12 protein-coding genes are annotated in these 17,549 nt (G+C 43.4%); 3 read left to right on the top strand and 9 right to left on the bottom strand.

The window, feature by feature from the left end; genetic code table 11:
• Nucleotides 1-2 precede the first annotated feature (2 nt).
• The 6 genes from QMZ64_RS02095 to QMZ64_RS02070 are packed head-to-tail and all read right to left on the bottom strand — an operon-like array spanning nucleotide 3 to nucleotide 11,570.
• Entirely contained in the window at nucleotides 3-974 is a 972-nt protein-coding gene (locus QMZ64_RS02095; RefSeq protein ID WP_301441114.1) for an aldo/keto reductase, read from the bottom strand.
• The gene (locus QMZ64_RS02090; RefSeq protein ID WP_301441113.1) at nucleotides 971-2,182 is read right to left on the bottom strand and encodes a MupA/Atu3671 family FMN-dependent luciferase-like monooxygenase; all 1,212 of its coding nucleotides are present in this window, start codon (nucleotides 2,180-2,182) and stop codon (nucleotides 971-973) included. Before QMZ64_RS02090 ends, QMZ64_RS02095 begins: the two co-directional genes overlap by 4 nt.
• The gene (locus QMZ64_RS02085; protein WP_301441112.1) at nucleotides 2,182-5,394 is read right to left on the bottom strand and encodes a type I polyketide synthase; all 3,213 of its coding nucleotides are present in this window, start codon (nucleotides 5,392-5,394) and stop codon (nucleotides 2,182-2,184) included. Before QMZ64_RS02085 ends, QMZ64_RS02090 begins: the two co-directional genes overlap by 1 nt.
• On the bottom strand, nucleotides 5,391-7,202 hold the full coding sequence (locus tag QMZ64_RS02080; protein WP_301441111.1) for a non-ribosomal peptide synthetase: 1,812 nt from the start codon (nucleotides 7,200-7,202) through the stop codon (nucleotides 5,391-5,393). Before QMZ64_RS02080 ends, QMZ64_RS02085 begins: the two co-directional genes overlap by 4 nt.
• Before the next feature lie 44 nt (nucleotides 7,203-7,246).
• Nucleotides 7,247-7,975 carry a HisA/HisF-related TIM barrel protein gene (locus QMZ64_RS02075; RefSeq protein ID WP_265626766.1) on the bottom strand — a complete coding sequence of 243 codons (729 nt, stop codon included), beginning with the start codon at nucleotides 7,973-7,975 and terminating at the stop codon, nucleotides 7,247-7,249.
• A complete protein-coding gene (locus QMZ64_RS02070; RefSeq protein WP_301441110.1) occupies nucleotides 7,968-11,570 on the bottom strand; it encodes a condensation domain-containing protein in 3,603 nt (1,200 codons plus the stop codon). Before QMZ64_RS02070 ends, QMZ64_RS02075 begins: the two co-directional genes overlap by 8 nt.
• A 344-nt stretch (nucleotides 11,571-11,914) precedes the next feature.
• On the opposite strand from QMZ64_RS02070, the gene QMZ64_RS02065 reads away from it, so the two are divergent.
• On the top strand, nucleotides 11,915-13,150 hold the full coding sequence (locus tag QMZ64_RS02065; RefSeq protein WP_265626762.1) for an MFS transporter: 1,236 nt from the start codon (nucleotides 11,915-11,917) through the stop codon (nucleotides 13,148-13,150).
• 137 nt (nucleotides 13,151-13,287) lie between these two features.
• Here QMZ64_RS02065 and QMZ64_RS02060 read toward each other — a convergent pair whose 3' ends face one another.
• The gene (locus QMZ64_RS02060) at nucleotides 13,288-14,685 is read right to left on the bottom strand and encodes a S41 family peptidase (protein WP_301441109.1); all 1,398 of its coding nucleotides are present in this window, start codon (nucleotides 14,683-14,685) and stop codon (nucleotides 13,288-13,290) included.
• A gap of 159 nt (nucleotides 14,686-14,844) precedes the next feature.
• Here QMZ64_RS02060 and QMZ64_RS02055 point away from each other — a divergent pair, with 159 nt between their 5' ends.
• Both QMZ64_RS02055 and QMZ64_RS02050 read left to right on the top strand, forming a co-directional pair.
• A complete protein-coding gene (locus tag QMZ64_RS02055) occupies nucleotides 14,845-15,555 on the top strand; it encodes a class I SAM-dependent methyltransferase (RefSeq protein ID WP_265626758.1) in 711 nt (236 codons plus the stop codon).
• 94 nt (nucleotides 15,556-15,649) lie between these two features.
• A complete protein-coding gene (locus QMZ64_RS02050; RefSeq protein WP_265626757.1) occupies nucleotides 15,650-15,904 on the top strand; it encodes a hypothetical protein in 255 nt (84 codons plus the stop codon).
• Between the two features lie 34 nt (nucleotides 15,905-15,938).
• On the opposite strand, the gene QMZ64_RS02045 is transcribed toward QMZ64_RS02050, so the two are convergent.
• Both QMZ64_RS02045 and deoD read right to left on the bottom strand, forming a co-directional pair.
• Entirely contained in the window at nucleotides 15,939-16,760 is an 822-nt protein-coding gene (locus QMZ64_RS02045; protein WP_265626755.1) for a M15 family metallopeptidase, read from the bottom strand.
• Between the two features lie 33 nt (nucleotides 16,761-16,793).
• Nucleotides 16,794-17,492, bottom strand: a complete 699-nt coding sequence (deoD, locus tag QMZ64_RS02040; protein ID WP_265626753.1) for a purine-nucleoside phosphorylase — start codon at nucleotides 17,490-17,492, stop codon at nucleotides 16,794-16,796.
• Nucleotides 17,493-17,549: the final 57 nt, after the last annotated feature.

Below are 17,549 nucleotides of genomic sequence, written 5' to 3'. Positions count from 1 at the left end.
CTTCACCTCCGCAAGCTGAAATTGGCACTGATTTCGTCTAAACTGTTCATTTCGTTTTCGGTCAAACGCCATCCCGCTGCTTTTGCATTTTCCTTCACCTGTTTAGGATTTGTGGCTCCGACAATCGGAACGGCCCCCTTGCTAATCAGCCAATTCAAGGCTGTCTGCGGTACTGTCCTGCTGTGTCTTCCGCCTATATCCCGTAGCAAATTAATCATAATGTCCAATGCCTCATATTGTATGTTGGTGAGCAGTTTCTTTCTTTTCCCTGGAGGAGGATTTTCAGCAGAATACTTGCCCGAGAGCAGTCCCATAGCCAAAGGCGAATATGCCAAAACGGTAACATTTAACTCTCGACATGCATCAAGGACTTCCTTCTCTTCTGCTTCCCTGCGAAGTAAACTGTATAAAACTTGATTGGATACGAGCGGCACGCCTCTTTGTTTTAAAGTTATATAGGCTGTATATAGTTGTTCAGCGTTACAGTTTGAAACACCAACCGCATTTATCAAATTTTGATCATAAAATTCAGTAAGAAGATCCATCCACTTTTTTAATGAAAAAGGGGGGAGCGGCCGGTGTAATTGATATAAGTCTATTTGCCTCAGACCAAGGCGTTCAAGGCTCGAAGAGAGAACCTTGGCCATGCTTTTTCTTCCGCACCTCCAAGGAAAAGGCATGAATTTAGTTCCAATCACGGGATGTTGATCCGCCTCTTTCATAAAAGAACCTATCAGCTTCTCTGAAGCTCCAGAACCATATAGCTCAGCAGTATCAAAAAAGTTGATTCCAGACATGCTGGCCTGTAAGAAGGTTTGCTGCAATTCTTTCCTTCCGTAATCAACTCCGTAGGTCCAAAACTTCGAATCACCCCAAGCCCATGTACCGATTCCAATAGGGCTGATTGTCATTTGCGTATTGCCAAGCTCCCTCGACTCTTCCACTAAACCTTGTTCACTGGTAATGCCACTCAATGCGTATCCCCTACTTCGTATTCCATCCGTAATTGATCCAAAAGCTCGAGACTGTCAATAACCTTGTATTCGTCAACTCCAAAGTCAATCAGACAGGCAATTTCATTTACACCCACCGATTTGAGTTCATTGATCATACTCTTGCAACTGTCAATCGTCCCCATTAAGGAACTTGTATGGAAATACCTTTCAAACGCAAAGTTTGCTAATGCCTTTTTATCTTCTTCAGAGAACTCTTTCGGATCGACATTCATTTCTTTTATTAAGGAATGATCGTTATAAAGCTCCATATGCATCCTCAAATAATTGATAAAAGGATCTTTTACTACATTCTGAACTTCCTCGATGCTTTTTCCTATATAGGTGTGAAGCATAACTGTAATAATTCCGCCTTCTGAGCCAAATCCATTCCGCTTTCTTGCCTTTTTGTAAATGGCGATATTCTTCTCCAGTGTTTCCACATCTTGGCTCAAGAGAGCTGTAAGAATATTAATCCCCATTTCCCCAGCCTTCTCCCATGTGCTGGAACTGCCTGAACTTGAGACCCAAACGGGAATGTCACTTTGAACTGGCAGCGGCTGTATTCTCACTTGATTCTCATCATGATTCCCGCTTTTAAAATTGACCTCTTCACCTTTCCAAAGTTTTTGAAGCGTTTTTATCGATTCGAACATCAATGTTTTTCTATTGATATAATTCATTGGCGATAGAACGAAGTCGCGAGGGTGCCACCCGGATGCGAAGGCGACCCCTGCTCTCCCGTTCGAGATATTATCAACAACCGACCACTCTTCAGCAGCTCTTATTGGGTGATGCAAAGGCAAGACAACACTACCTGCCCTGACCTCACATTTCGACGTCACCGAGGCGATTGCAGCACTCAACACAGAAGGGTTGGGATACAACCCTCCAAATTGATGAAAATGCCTTTCTGGTGTCCATATGGCTTTGAAGCCTCTTTCATCCGCAAATTTGGAAACTTTAAAAATGTATTCATACTTGTCATTTCCATTTTTTTCGCTGTCCGCCGAAAAGAAAAAAATACTAAAATCCAGAACCCCTTTTTTATTTGGAATCGGGAGATTATCATTAGCAGGCTTATTGTTCCGTTCTGATGTTTCGCCTCCAGGTCGATTTGAACGCAGCTTTTTTAATAATTCACGCCGTTCAGGAGATAGAGAAGAAAGTCGATCTTTAATTGTGCTCATTACTGTTCCCCCTTTGACTGTAAACGCTCAGTCTTTAAAAGGTTTCGAACTTCCTCATCAGACATTTCTTCTACTTGTTTCACTAATTCAGCGAGCTCAGCAGACTCCGCATCTTCCGTTTCAAACCGTGTTTCTTTCAGTTGAGACAACTCCTCATCGATCAATGAAGCAAGCCCGGCAATTGTAGGTACTTCAAAAAGTTTTGTCATCGTTAAGTCGATCTGATATTGATTTCGTATTTTTGATACCATCTGTGTCGCCAGCAGCGAGTGTCCGCCAAGCTCGAAAAAATTATCTTCGGCTCCAATTCCCTTAATACCTAAAAAATCCTCCCAGATCTCTCCCACATTTTTTTCGGTTTCGGTTTGTAAAGGGATATACTCCGTTAAAAGCGGAGGACGATCGTAATGCTCTGACTTGAGCGGCGCCTGTTGTTCCTCTTTTGTCGCCCCCACCTGGGATAGCATGCCTGTATGATGTTCGATATCAAGAGTTGCCTTTTTGATTTGATTTGATGGGCCATTCGAATCTAGTCTTTTTTCGCGAACCGCCTCTATCCAAAACCGCTTTCTGTCAAACGGATACGGCGGAAGGTGGACGCGCTGCGGCCTTCCCTCTCCCTTGAGCTTCTCCCATTTAATATCAACACCCATTACCCATAGTTTTGCCAGTGATTCCATCAGGACGTAATAATCCGCCCGATCTGAACGCGGGTGCTTCATCAAACCAAAAATAAAATTCGAAGACACGCCCCAATCCATTTGCATTTTGGTCAGCGAAGACAGCGTATGACCCGGCCCACATTCCATTAGAATCAAATCATCAATCTCCAAAAGATTTTTAACACCTTTTTGAAACAGCACAGGCTTTCTGATGTGCTGCGCCCAATAATTAGGATCGGTTGCCTGCGCATCTGTTATAAACTCGCCGGTTAAATTTGAGATAAAAGGTGTTTTAGGTGCTGAAAGCACAAAGCTTTGCAGGAACTTTTCATACGTCTCTAAGACGGGGTCCATCATTTCGGAATGGAAAGCATGTGACGTATGCAGCCTTTGATAGGAAATCCCTTGTTCTGTAAGTATGTCTTCTAAATTTTTCACGGCTGCTACAGACCCTGCTATGACTGTTTGATTAGACGCATTGACAGCAGCTATGGATAGCCCTTCTTCCAACAAGCTTTCAACCTCTTGAGAGGAAGCTCCGATACTCAGCATCATCCCCGGGCTCAGTTTTTGAATAAGCTCACCTCTTTTTGCCACCATCCGCAATCCGTCTTCCAGAGAAAAAACACCCGCCAGACAGGCGACAACATACTCTCCGATACTATGCCCGATCATCACTTTAGGTTTGACATTAAGTTGTTCAAGAACTTTGGCCAGTGCGTATTCGATAACAAACAATACCGGCTGTGTGATTCTAGTCTGGTTCAGCATGCTTTTTGTATCCCGGTTTTCTTGTTCAGGGTACAAGATTGTCTTGAAATCCAGGCCTAATAAAGGCTCAAGATATGATGAACATTCGTCTACAATTACCTTGAATATAGGAAGATGTTCATACAATTCCTTTGCCATGCCAATATATTGAGCGCCTTGTCCCGGAAATAAAAGCGCCACTGATTTTTGACTTTTGACAGTGCCGCTGATCAGCTTCGGCGAATCATCATTGTTCAGATGGCCGATCGCGTCTTGAATATCCGAGCAGACGAGCGCAGTTCTTTGGTTGAACAATTTACGTCCAGTCTGCAACGTGTATTCAACATTTCGTACATTGAAGTGTTGATTTTTCATTAGGTATTCTTTTAAATTCTTTCTCATGGAAGCAAGAGCATTTGGAGTCTTTGCCGAGAGGGTCAGAACATAGGCGGGATCTTTAGATGATGGGTAATTAATTTCTTGATCTGGGGCCTCCTCCACCACGACAAATATATTTGTCCCTCCCATTCCAATCGAATTAATTCCTGCGCGCCTTTTCTGATGCTGGTCTGATTTCCAATCGGTCAGTTTATCATTCACATAAAATGGACTGTTTTTAAAATCAATTTCACTTGAAGGCTTTTGAAAGTTTAAGCTTGCGGGGAGCTTTTTATTTTTCAAACTCAATACGATTTTAATCAAACCCGCGATACCAGCAGCTGCATCTAAATGGCCAATATTGGTTTTCACAGATCCGATTCCGCAAAACTGTTTATTTGTCGTTTTTAATCGGAAAGCCTTTGTAAGAGCTGCTACTTCGATGGGATCGCCCAAGCTGGTGCCCGTTCCGTGCGCTTCCACGTACGTAATGCTTGCCGGATTGACACCCGACATCCCAATACACTCTGCAATAGCACGCGCCTGGCCGTCAACACTCGGAGCTGTAAATCCGGCCTTTTCCGATCCATCATTTGTTAGTGCCGTCCCTTTAATGACTGCATCAATGCAGTCTCCATCCGCGATTGCATCTTCCAATCTTTTTAAAACAACAACACCAACGCCGCTTCCTGGGACACTACCCGTTGCATTTTCATCAAAAGCGCGGCAGTGCCCATCTTCAGATGAAGTGCCTCCAGATTGATAGATGTAGCCTTGCTCCATCGGAACTCTCACAGAAGCCCCTCCGGCAAGCGCAACATCACATTCACCGTTTAGCAGGCTTTGAGCAGCAAGATGCACAGCTAAAAGAGATGTGGCGCAGGCGCCCTGAACCGTAACACTCGGTCCTTTCAAATTAAGCTTGTACGCTACACGTGAAACGGCATAATCTTTATCATTTCCAATCATCGTTTGCTGATCGCCTAAAATTTCAAGTTTGTTTCTATGGGACATCAGGTTATTTAATAAATAAGTATTGATTGTGGTTCCCCCAAAAACACCTATTCTATCAGTGTTCTCATCACTGTTCATTCCTGAATTTTCAAGCGCTTCCCACGCGCATTCTAAGAAAATTCTCTGTTGAGGATCCATGGTTTCGGCTTCCCTCGGAGAATACCCAAAAAACGCAGCATCAAACTTATCATAGTCTTTCAAAATTCCCCCGGCGCCTACAAAATTGGGGTTTTCCACTTCTTCCCTTGTCAGGCCGTTCTTTAATAGATCCTCTTTCGTAAGATGTGCAATAGACTCGATGCCCTCTGACAAATTGGACCAATATTCGTCAATGTTATTCGCACCAGGGAATCGACCAGCCATTCCAATAATGGCTATATCAAGACCTGATTGATTCAAGGATTTCATTTGTTTATTCTCCTTTCTTTAAGCACTTTTCTACTTCTTCCAAGTGCATTTCGCCGTTTCTTCACAGAAGCCGCGGTTTGGATCGCCAATGGATGATCTTGAAGTGATGCAGAATAGCCGGCTTTTAAATAATCGCACAAAGAGCTTATGGTCGGGTATTCAAAAAACTTGACCAGCGGAACAAGTACGCCAAATTGCTCTTCTATTCTTTTTTGAACCTTGGCCAATAATAAAGAATGTCCTCCAAGATCGAAAAAATTGTCAAATGCACCAATTCGTCTGTTTGTTCCGATCACTTCCCCCCATATATTTGCGATCATTTCTTCCATACTGGTTCGAAGCGGATTAGCTGTGCTGACAGCTTCGTCAAATAAGCTTACTTTACATTCACTCAAAGTGCGGGTATCCAATTTTCCATTGTTCGTTTTAGGCAGCCTGTCCATCTTGTAAAATTTCGTAGGTATCATATATCTTGGCAAATGTGCGTTTAAATCATGGAAAAATGTCTGCTGATCCAATAGATTTCCGGGGTTTTGCAGCTTCACATACGCCTCGATTTCGTCCTGGTCATTGACTAGAACAACGGATTCGCTTACTAAAGGGTGCCGGCTTAATATGTTCTCAACTTCACCAAGTTCAATCCTGTACCCTTTCACCTTTACTTGATTGTCTACCCTTCCCAGAAATTCGATATTACCGTCAGGAAGATAACGGGCTAGGTCACCAGTCTTATACATCGTGCTGTACCCGGTCTTGAATGGATTGTTTAAAAATTTTGTCTGTGAAAGTTCAATGTTTTTCAAGTACCCTTTCGCCACGCCCGGCCCACTAATATATATTTGTCCCGGAACAAGCGACGGCAATGGTTTTAAATTGTCATCCAGGATGAATATTTGACTATGTCCGGTAGGAACGCCTACAGGCACGCTTTGGATGCCTTCATATTTGTCCAAATACGAGGGAGTCACAGGAAACATGAGACAATTTATACTGGCCTCAGTCGGGCCATAGCCATTAAAAACAGTGCAACCCTCGGGGATAATATTCCACGCGTCAGCCATAAGCTCTACAGACAGCTTTTCTCCGCCCAGCAGCAGGATGTTTACGTACTTAATCCGTTTGTAATGGTTCACAATCTCTTTGAAAAAGGATGGCGTCGAATACACCATGTTAATTTCTTTTTCATTGAGAAAGTCCACATACATTTCCGGATTTAAAATATGTTCGACATCAGTAAAATATAATGTGCCTCCAAAACACAAAGTCGTAAAAACTTCCTGTATGCCAAAATCAAAATTAAGCGGCAATGTTTGCAAACATTTAATGTTCCTGCCCAACAAAAAATGTTCCTTCTGCCAGTAAAATAAAGGCATAAGGTTATGATGGGTGATCTCGACTCCTTTTGGCTTGCCCGTCGTACCGGAAGTGTATACGACGTAGGCCGCGCCCTCGGTTGAAGGCCCGTTCTTTTTATCATATAGAGTTTGACGCGCCTCTATGTCGCGTTGATCAAACAACGAAACAGAGGCAAATTCCCGTCTCCATTTCTCTATATCTTCCAAATGATCGAGAACAATCAAGCATTTCAATCTTCTTAAACAATCCGTTAGTTTGTAAATTCTTGATATATACTTGTTTTCGGTAACCATGATTTCAAATTGGCACTCTTTAACAATGTGTGCTAATCGTTTGATAGGATCGGTTGGGGATAAAGGAACAAAGCCGTTTCCGGATTTCAATATTCCGAAAATGCCATTGATCGCGTGAACGTTCCGATCTGTCATCAGACCAATAAGATTGTTATCCAATCAATGAAGCCTCCTCTTTACACCCTCATTTGAAAGCATGCGCATTAAATATGTTCTACTGAATAGAGAGCCTCTCTAAATTCAGTTAGCTTTTGAACAGGATCAGCGCCTTCCACAAATAAACAGCTATTAACAAGAACTTGATCAAATCCCAGCTTCATAGCTTGAACTGCGTGCTCTTTAGCGCCTACTCCCCCATCAAGCATAACTTTAATCTCGCTTCGCTCTAATATTCTCTTTATATCGTCTAGCCATCCAGGGTCAATCCCCTTGGATGAGCCGATCGGAGAGCCCATTACGCGCAGCAGAGTGCATCCCATATTTTCAAATTCTTTCGCCAGTTCAATATCCGGAGTAAAAAGCGGCCAAATCTCAAGCGACGGATTTTCTCTTAACAGCATCTTTGCAGCCTTTAAAACCTCTTCATTCTTCACCAGTCTGTAGTCGTCCGACAAAACTTCCAGCTTAATGATATTCCAATTTGTCAATTCAACTGCCTTCAATGTACGCTCCACAGCTTCTTCAGCGCTTACAGGCAAATTTATATTTAAAACCGGAATGAGTTTTTGATTTTCGTCAAAATGATCGAGTATACTTCCGACAGTTGCCGTAAAATATCCCACCGGCAGATCTTCTCGGCTTTTCACCTCATTGATCGAATGGGTATTGACCGCGAGATGTTCGCATCCGCTCGCCTTTAGCATGTGAATAGCCAGCTCCGTATCAACGATCGCAGTTTTACTATTACCGAAACAGTGGATTAATTTACTCATTATTTTGTGCCTCCTTAATTAAATTAGCTAATTTTGAACTAAAAACTGATAACTCTTTGTAAGTAAACGACTCCTCCCGGTCCACAACCGCTGTGTGTTCCGGTGATGTCGCCGAAACATGTTCAAAGCATTCGTGAAGAGTCGCGTGTTCTGGATTCCATTTCAACAATGAATGTCCGCTTTTTCGCAGATACTTATGTTCTTCTTCTCGACTCATCAAAAACATGCTCGAAATTTCAATGCCGCTATTTTTTGTTACACCGCGAATAAGGTTCTGATAATGTTCCACGAACTGGCTGATTAAATATTCATCATATAGAAAGGAGTTGTATTTTACATAGCCAACAAGCGAATCATTGGCTTTTGTCACGGCTACGTCAAGGTCAAAGCGTGTTTCTTCATCGTTCAACGGAACGGCACGCCCATGAAAGGGCCCGATTTCCACATTCGACGCTGTATTTTCCATACCAAGCAGATTGTTTTGTTCACGGTTCAAACGAGGGACACTTTGATATGTGAAAAATACGTTTGTAAAAGGAGTGTCATTTGCCTTTCTTTCCGGTCTCAGTTGCTCAACCAAGAGAGAAAAGGGGAGCTCGCTATGAGCCAAATCCGTTTGAACATCAAGATCCAACCTTTTGAGATAGGTTTCAAATGTTTCGTCTCCTTGGATTTTTGAACGAATTATAAACAGATTGACGAAATATCCGAAAGTATCAGAATACTCCCCTCTATATCTTCCGTGCGAGTTCGAGGCAACCGCAATATCTTGTTCGCTTGTGTATTTGTAAAGCAGAATGTTAAAAACCGCCAAAAGAATGACAAAGAGGGTCGTGTTGTTGTCTTGTGCAAGCTGTTCAAGATCCCTCAAAACCTTCTTGTTGATATCAAATGAAAGAATGCCTCCTTTAGTTGTTTGTTTTTTCTTCTTGTCGATTACAGAAGGGAGCGAAATGTTCGGCGGTGGTTTCTTTAGTTTTTCAGTCCAGTATTTTAGCAGCTTTTCACCTCGTGAATCGCTGACCATATCCTTTTGATCTTCTACGAATTCACTGAACTTTTTCTTTGGTTTCGGCAAACGGAGTTCAACACCGAGCAATTCCGCTTCATAGTAGACTTTCAATTCATTCAGAAAAGATGCTAATGACCAGAAGTCAGCGATAATATGATGAACGCTGAAAAAAAGAATATATCCCTCTTCAGACTTCTTAAAGAGAATAATTTTTAAAAGCGGATCATCCAAAAGATGAAACGGCGTCCTCGCTTCTTTTTTCAGTTTCTCCAATAACTGCTTCTTGCTCAATTCAGTCGCGTCAACTTGCACGAACGCAATATTTTCTTTATGGCGGTCTTTAAAACATACTTCCTCTGTCATTGGATCTCTGACAATTTTCATCCTTAACAGCTGATGTCTGCCGGCGATTTTAATTAAAGCTCTGTTTAAAGCACCGGTATCAATCGATTGTTTGATTTCAAATATCCGGACAATATTGTAAGCCGTACTTTCTGGATTTAATTGCTGTAAAAACCAAATCGCCTTTTGGCCATAGGACATTCCTGTGATATGAGGGGCCGCTTTTTTGTTTTTTTTCTGAATGTCTCTTCCAGCATGTAAAGACATTTTCTCTGCGAGCTCTTTTATGGTGAAACCCCCGTTTAATTTAAATACAGAAGAAGTGAGTCCCGCTTTCTGCTCTAAATCGCACAGGAAACTCGCGGCTTGCAGAGAGTCCAAACCGATTTCTCTCAGCGTGCTGGTGGCGCTTATCGTATGAGGAGGCAGATTAAGAGAACAGCACAGTATTTGAACCATTAATCTCTGTATCTGTTGTTGTTTTTCATGCGAATGTTCTTGTGAAAGGACACGCTTTAATTCACCGGAATTTTCAGTCACTTCGAAGCCCTTTCTTTTTGAATAAGCGCATCTTACATCCAAAGCGTTGTTCAGATATGCCAATTTAACAGCTTTCCGTTGAATTTTAAGACTTGATGTTTTAGGAAGGCTTCCGTCTCGCACCAACAATATTGAACCCGGTTCAATATTGTAGTCTTGGACAATTCGGTTTCTTATTTTTTCAATGAGATGGTCTGCAGATTTTAAAAGAGATTTAGGAATCTCTTGAACGATGATCATATCTTCTTCTTCCGCTTCTAAAGAAAACGTAGCTCCAAATGTTTTTCGAAGTGCGGGATCCACTGATTGAACAGAGTCCTCTATATCGCTTGGGTATATGTTTCTGCCTCTAATGATGATTAAGTCTTTCAGCCTTCCTGTAATATACAGGCATCCGGCGTGTATAAAGCCCAGATCACCGGTTCGGAGAAAGAATTCTTCTTCAGAGGATGATAAATTCGCTCTGAAAGATTGTACCGTTTCGTGTGGCTTATTCCAGTAACCGAGCGCCACGCTTTCACCAGAAACCCAAATTTCTCCTATTTTCTTTTCGCCGAGTTCACAACCATCTTCATCCACAATTGCTATCCGGCCAATCAGCGGCTGCCCGCAGCTGACGATTTTTCTTACGGAATCTGAGGTGCGAAGTGAGATTTCATTTTTTTGCAGTAACTTTGCATCTACATCTATCTTGGCCAACGTATCACCGGTTTGATGCCCGCTGACAAAAAGCGTGGTTTCAGCAAGGCCATAACACGGCCTAAAGCTCGATTTGCTGAAACCGTTTAAACGAAACATTTGATAAAATTTTTCCAATGTGTCTGCTTTTATCATTTCAGCACCACTGTACGCCATCTTCCAGTTCGATAGATCTAGCTCTTTTCTCTCACTTTCCGTTATGCGAGAAAGACACCATTCATAGGCAAAGTTCGGACCGCCGCTAATCGTGCCTGAATATCTGGAAATGGCCTGCAGCCAGCGAATCGGCTTACGAATAAAATGAGCCGGTGACATGAAAATGCAGTGCACCCCACTAAAAATGGGATAAATGATATTTCCGATTAAACCCATGTCGTGAAAGTAAGGCAGCCAACTGACAATTGTTGCTTGTTCAGATTTTGCAAAAACTTTCGCTATTGCCTTTTGATTATGAATAATATTTGAATGTGAAATCATAATTCCTTTAGGAAATCCTGTAGACCCAGAAGTATATTGAATAAGTGCTAATTCATTCATTGGCGGAGGGCTCTCTTGTGAAGTTTGTTGTTTTAACAATACTGAAGTGGTGATGATGGGTATGTTTGTTTTTTTGCTCAATTCCAGCAAGCTTTTGTTTTTCATCAGTTTTTCGTCCGTCAGTATAACAGCGGGATCGATATCCCTAATGATTCGTTCAAGCTTAGCCACGAATCTCCCATCATCAGGCGGTGTGCATGGTACACTTGTCATTCCAGCCAACATCGTTCCATAAAATGCGCCTATCACTTCAAGCCCTGGAGAAAAAATCAGCAGAACGCGGCTTTGCAAAGGTGCTATACTTTGAAGACCGGCACCAATCCCCAGCGCGTTGATGTATAAATCTTTATATGTCCACGTATTTTCATGCGCCTCTCCGTCTCTCAAAAAAGTAAACGCAGAAGTATTTGGTGCTTCCTTGGCTCTATATTGGAGGATATCGATAATTGAATCATGTTCAAGCACAAATCCCCCTCCCTTAACAATTTTGGGGCGCCCAAAGCCTTTAGCACAAATGTTTGATTATGTTAAAATATGTTAGAAATTGGACTTCTTATAGGCTTCACGAATCTCTTTAATCTTCTTTTTAGAAAGAGTGCCGAAGTTTACACTTTTCATTCTGATCATGTCTTTCACCCCCTTTCCTAAAAGATAAGCTTTGAACGCCCTTATACAAAAAATTCGTCAAAATTCTGATAATTCCTTCTTATTTTTCGTTTATTTTCCATTTATATTTTTTTATGGAATTTGTTCTTTTAAATGGATTATAATAGAATGAAAATCACAACATAGAAAGGAGAATGAGAAGCATGTTGAAAACATATTATGACATTTTCAGGATAAAGGGGTTTCCATATGTTTTTTGTGGCCTGCTGTTTTCCAGGCTCGGGGGATGGATGTGGGGTTCAGGGCTTATACTATACGTTCTGTACGTATTTGACTCGCCTTTATTATCCGGTACCGCCGTTATTTTCGGCACAGTTCCTAGCATTTTATTTTCTCCTTTTGCCGGGACAATTATTGACCGCTATGATATAAAAAAGGTGATCGTTGCCAGTCAATTTTTTGCAGTCATCATCATGCTGTTAATTCCCTTCTTTTATTCTATCGACCTTTTATCTTTTCAACTGTTCTTGTTATTGGTTACTTTCGTAAGCCTGATGCGCCCCTTCGCAAATATCGCTTTTCGCTATCTTTTGCCTCAAATCGTCCCCGAAAAAAATTGGGATCAAGTCAATGCGGTGGACGGCATAACCCAGGAGCTCTCAGTCATACTTGGCCCAGCGGTTGTCGGTATTCTGATCAGTATATTTGAGGCGAACACGGCGATAATCGGGATCGCGGTGTGCTGGGCTGCAGGCGGTGCCAGCGTGCTTTTTGTGAAAACGCTGAAAAAATCGGGCGACAAAAAACCGCGAACCAATTTATTATCTGAATCATGGCTGGGGTTAAAATACCTCTGGGGAAACCCAGTGTTGCGGGGGCTTGCAATTTGCATGCCATTTTACACAATGACGTTTGGCGTCTTAAATGTCAGCCTTCCGATACTGGTGGAAGAAAGACTATTATTGGAAAAAGCTGCGGTTGGATTCTTTTGGACGGTTATCGGAACAGCGTCTTTATTGTCGAATATTTATTTTGGAAGGTTTAATACGGAAGGAAAAGAACGAAACAATTTGGCTTCAGGCATGCTGATCAGTTTAATAGGATTTGCTGTTGTGGCATTCTCCGGAAACCTATTCATCATTCTATTTGGCCTCCTTTTGATCGGGAGTGTTCAAGGCCTTGTCGATATTAATCTTTTGTCGCTCAGGCAAAGAAGCACGGATGCCGATTGGTATGGACGCGTTTTTTCAATGCTGGGTATGATGCTTGGGTTCGGAACCCCCATCGGCTCGAGTTTAGCCGGCTTCACCCTTACATATTCCCTGACTTTCACCTTGTTGATTCCCGTTTTCACTGGCCTTTTCGCAGTGCTGGTATGCATGGTATCCATTCCAAGACAAACCGCTAAAAACAAAGGCACATATTATAAAGAACTATAGCTAAGCAAACGTTTTGGGATGTTCAAAACTGCCTTAGACCTCATGTCTTAAAAGACCTGTCGGCTTTCCCGACAGGTCCTTTTTCAGATGGAATCTGTGATATGAGCCGTCCGCTTTTGCGGATCTCTTCCACCTGCCTATTTCTCTTTTTTTAAGATCTCAATCGCTTTATCCAGCTGCGTATCATTGTCGGCAAGCTTATCCTGCAGCTTGCTTGTCATGCTGATCGTCGTCTCGCCCGTTAGGATGCCTGTCGTTTTCAGCTTTTGGTCTTTTTGAAAAGCCTTAACGGCAGCCTCTGTCTGTGCGTCGAATGCCCCTGTCGCTTTCAGCTTATAGCCGAGCGCTTGGAGCATTTGCTGGGCGGCTTTCACTTCGTCTCCGGTGCTGCCTGCCTTATACTCTTTTTTGGAATCCAGGTACGGCAGTTTGGCATAGCTTGGGAGCTCCGCTTTATATTGAGGTTTGATTCCTTTTTCGTGAATCCAGTCCCCATTTGGCGTCAGCCACTTGGCAATCGTCAGCTTGACGGTCGATCCGTCGGAGAAGCTCTCCGCATTTTGAACCGTTCCTTTTCCAAACGTATTTTCACCCACAATCGGGATGCCTGAAGACTGGTGAAGTGCTGCGGCCATAATCTCAGCGGCGCTTGCCGTTCCTCCGTTGACGAGAACGACAGTTGGCTTGTTCACTTTTCGTTCCTTCTCAGCTTTGTACACTTCTTTTTTCCCGTTTTTGGATTCAACCTGCATAATGGTTTTGCCTTTATCAACAAACAGGTTGCTCATCATAATCGTTTGGTCCATCAGGCCGCCGGGATTGCCTCTGAGGTCAAGCACGAATCGTTCCGCACCTTTTTCAGACAAGTCATCAATGGCTTTCGTCAGTTCCTTTGCGGTATTTTCAGAGAAAGACGTAATTTGGATTTCACCGATGTTGCCGTCGATCATTTTGGAGTAAACGGTTTCGATCGGAATCGTATCCCGCTTAATCGTAACATCGATTTGGCCGACGCCTCCCCTGTTGAGAACAAGCTTGACATTCGTGCCTTTTTTGCCGCGGATCATTGCTGTCGCTTCGTTGACGGTCTTGCCTTTTACGCTTTTGCCGTCCACTTTCTGAATTTCATCATGCGGCTTTAAGCCGGCTTTTTCTGCGGGAGATCCTTTAATAGGCGCGACGATTAGAATTTGTCCATTTTTTTCTTCTACTTGGGCGCCGATTCCTTCAAAAGAAGAGGTAATGCTTTCTTCAAAGCTTTTAGCTTCTTTCTTATCCATGTATGTTGAATATGGATCATCCAAAGCTCCAAGCATCCCTTTAATCGCCCCGTCAGTCAGCTTCTCATCGTCTGCATTTTGATAATAGTCACTCTTGATTTTGTCGTACGCCGCCATCAGCTTTTCGAATTTCTCGGAGTCTGAAGCGGAATATACTGAACCGCCGCTGCCTTTGCCCACCAGATAAAGCGTCAGTGCGGAGGCGGCGACAGCCGTAATCAATACAGCCAAAAAGAGTTTTAACTGCTGTTTCAAACGAACACCACCTTTTCTTCTTACCATATTATCATGGACGAATCTTTATTCGTCAACTCGAATCACTCAGGATCCGATTTTCCGGGCTGCTGGCATTCGATCGTTTTTCAACCATTATTCCGCTTTTGCATATGCATACAAAAAAGGAGGGATTTCAATTTGAGCGATTATTTAGACATGCTCGCCAGCTTCGGCGTCTCATCCGCTCATCCCGGCGGGATGTCCCTGTCAAAGGCAGTGCTCGCCAAAGCCGGCCTCGACCCTGAGCAGCCGATTCTTGATGCAGGCTGCGGCACCGGCCAGACCGCCGCTTATTTGGGGCAGTTGCTGTTTCCTGTCACTGCCCTTGACGCCGACCCGGTCATGATCGATAAAGCCCGACAGCGTTTTAAAAAAGAACAGCTATCCATTCCGGTTGTCCATTCTCCCCTCGAGGAAATGCCGTTTCAGTCTGAAAGCTTTGCCTGTGTATTATCTGAATCTGTACTGAGCTTCACAAATATCCGGTCCGCTTTACAGGAAATCCGGCGGATTTTAAAACCCGGAGGGACGCTGATCGCGATCGAAGTCTGCCTTAAGGAAGGCAACGCTCTGACAGACGAAGCCAAAAAAGAAATCACGGACTTTTACGGATTCACCGCTTTATATGCCGAGGATGAATGGGTTCATGTTCTGAGGGAAGAAGGATTTTCAAAGGTTAACATCATCCCTGTCCTATTGGAAGACGCAGCAGATCCTGATGATGCCGTTGAAATGGATCTATCGCCTTCGATTTCCGACAAAAACTATGAAACAATGGAAAAACACCTGCATTACCTGGAAAAATACCGGGATTCTCTTGATCATATTATTTTGATATCACATCTATAAACCATCATTTGCCCTCCTTCTTTCGTCCAACCTTTTCTATTGAATCCGTCATAAGCTGACTAGGAATAGATTAGAAGATGGAAGGAGCATTCAAGTGGACCGATATTATAGGTTTTGCCACCAAAATGTTGGCAGAGTTGCGAGAATCACCGACAAAAGAGGCCGCGTCCATGTCGGAAGAATCGTCCGTGTATCACCAAGCAAAGTGTATATCGCCCCGATGGTCAGACGGGGAGGCCGCGGATTCGCCTACGGATATTACGGAGGCGGATGGGGTTGGGGGCCTGCATACGGACTTGGCCTCGGTCTAATTGCCGGTGTGGCTCTTGCAGGCTTGTTTTTTTGGTAACAGAAAAGGCCGATTCATATCGGCCCTTTCCCTTTTATATCTTTTTCACCTGTTTAAAATACTCTTCAAGCGTCAAGTCGTGTTCCTGGATGACTTTAGCCGCTTTTTTGCCTACATAGCGCAGGTGCCAAGGTTCATACTTATATTTCGTAATGTCTTCTTTGTTTTTCGGATAACGGATGATATATCCGTATTTGTAGGCGTTCTTCTCGACCCATTGTCCGTCTTTCGTATTGCCGAAGTCCTCTGATAAGGCGAAGCCGTTGCTTTTGCTGGAAATATCCATCGCAAGTCCTGTCTGATGCTCGCTTTGACCCGGATATGCCACAGCTTCTTTCGCCTTTTCTTCTCCCTTTTGGCTGACTTCGTTGTTATAGATCGCTTTTTGTCTGTCATAGGCTCTGTAGCCGGACACCGCAGCCAGTTCATAGCCTTCTTTCTTAGCGGCGCTGAACATCTCTTCAAGCGCTTTGGCGGCTTCTTTTCTGATATACCGCTTGTCGATATCCTCGGTAAAAGAAAACGCGACATCAGGCACTGTCAGGTCGCTCGGTGCATAGTTGCCGGGAAGCGCGTACTCTTTATTGACGAGCGCCAGTATGTTTTCCGGATTTTGAATCGTCGGCAGCCCGTCTACATCTTTTATTTGATTAAAATACTTGCTCTCAAGTATGAAGTCCTGATCTTCCAGGCTGCTGTCATCCTTTTGGTCTTTCGCATCCTTGTTTGCATTTGCAGTGTTCTGTGTTTTAGCCGTGTCATTTTGCTTCTGTTCAGTCATGGTACATCCTGTGCCAAGCAGGACCGCTGCACTCAGCAATGAAGCAATCGTCACGTATTTGTACTTTCCGTTCATTCGAATCCATCCTTTTTCAGTGCATGTATCTGGTTACAAACCGGTATCCAGAGCCAGCAGAATCATATCATTAAAGGTCGTCTGTCTTTCTTCCGCCGTTGTTTCTTCGCCGGTAATAACGTGATCGCTGACCGTTAAAATGGAGAGGGCTTTTCGGCCGAACTTCGCAGCTAAAGTATAAAGCGCCGTCGTTTCCATCTCGACCGCTAGCACTCCGTGTTTGGCAAGCTTCTCAATTTGGCTGTCGTCATTATAGAATTGATCCGCCGTAAACACGTTCCCTGCCGTAACCGGGATGTTCCGCTCACTTGCAGCGTCATAAGCAGCTTTTAACAGGCCGAAGTCTGCGCAAGGCGCAAAATCGACCGAACCAAATGCCACTCTGTTGATTTGCGAATCGGTTGATGAAGTCATTGCCAGAATGACATCTCTTACATTGACGTCTTTTCTGATCGCACCGCACGAGCCGACGCGGATCAGGTTTTTCACATCATAGCTTCTGATCAGTTCATTAACATAAATTGAAATAGACGGCACACCCATGCCCGTCCCCTGTACGGAAACGCGCTTTCCTTTATAAGTGCCCGTAAAGCCGTACATTCCCCGTACTTCGTTATAACATTCAACGTTTTCCAAGTATGTATCAGCGATATATTTTGCACGCAGCGGGTCCCCCGGCAGCAGCACCGTTTCTGCAATTTGTCCTTTTTCTGCGCCAATATGTACGCTCATGAATATTCCTCCTGCCTTTTTAAAGCTGATTGGTGATGATGATTGCAGCATCCACTC

The sequence above is a fragment of the Bacillus sp. LB7 genome (assembly GCF_030449715.1).
GTDB classification, from domain to species: domain Bacteria; phylum Bacillota; class Bacilli; order Bacillales; family Bacillaceae; genus Bacillus; species Bacillus paralicheniformis.
The sequence above is the reverse complement of the archived record's forward strand: the minus strand, read 5'-3'. Positions and strand labels throughout refer to the sequence as shown.

What these genes read in the sequence shown, in the direction of transcription:
- QMZ64_RS02065 (WP_265626762.1), top strand. Translation starts at nt 11,915, where the DNA reads ATGTTGAAAACATATTATGACATTTTCAGGATAAAGGGGTTTCCATAT.
- QMZ64_RS02045 (WP_265626755.1), bottom strand. Translation starts at nt 16,760, where the DNA reads ATGAACGGAAAGTACAAATACGTGACGATTGCTTCATTGCTGAGTGCA.
- QMZ64_RS02075 (WP_265626766.1), bottom strand. Translation starts at nt 7,975, where the DNA reads ATGAGTAAATTAATCCACTGTTTCGGTAATAGTAAAACTGCGATCGTT.
- QMZ64_RS02090 (WP_301441113.1), bottom strand. Translation starts at nt 2,182, where the DNA reads ATGAGCACAATTAAAGATCGACTTTCTTCTCTATCTCCTGAACGGCGT.
- deoD (WP_265626753.1), bottom strand. Translation starts at nt 17,492, where the DNA reads ATGAGCGTACATATTGGCGCAGAAAAAGGACAAATTGCAGAAACGGTG.
- QMZ64_RS02085 (WP_301441112.1), bottom strand. Translation starts at nt 5,394, where the DNA reads ATGAAATCCTTGAATCAATCAGGTCTTGATATAGCCATTATTGGAATG.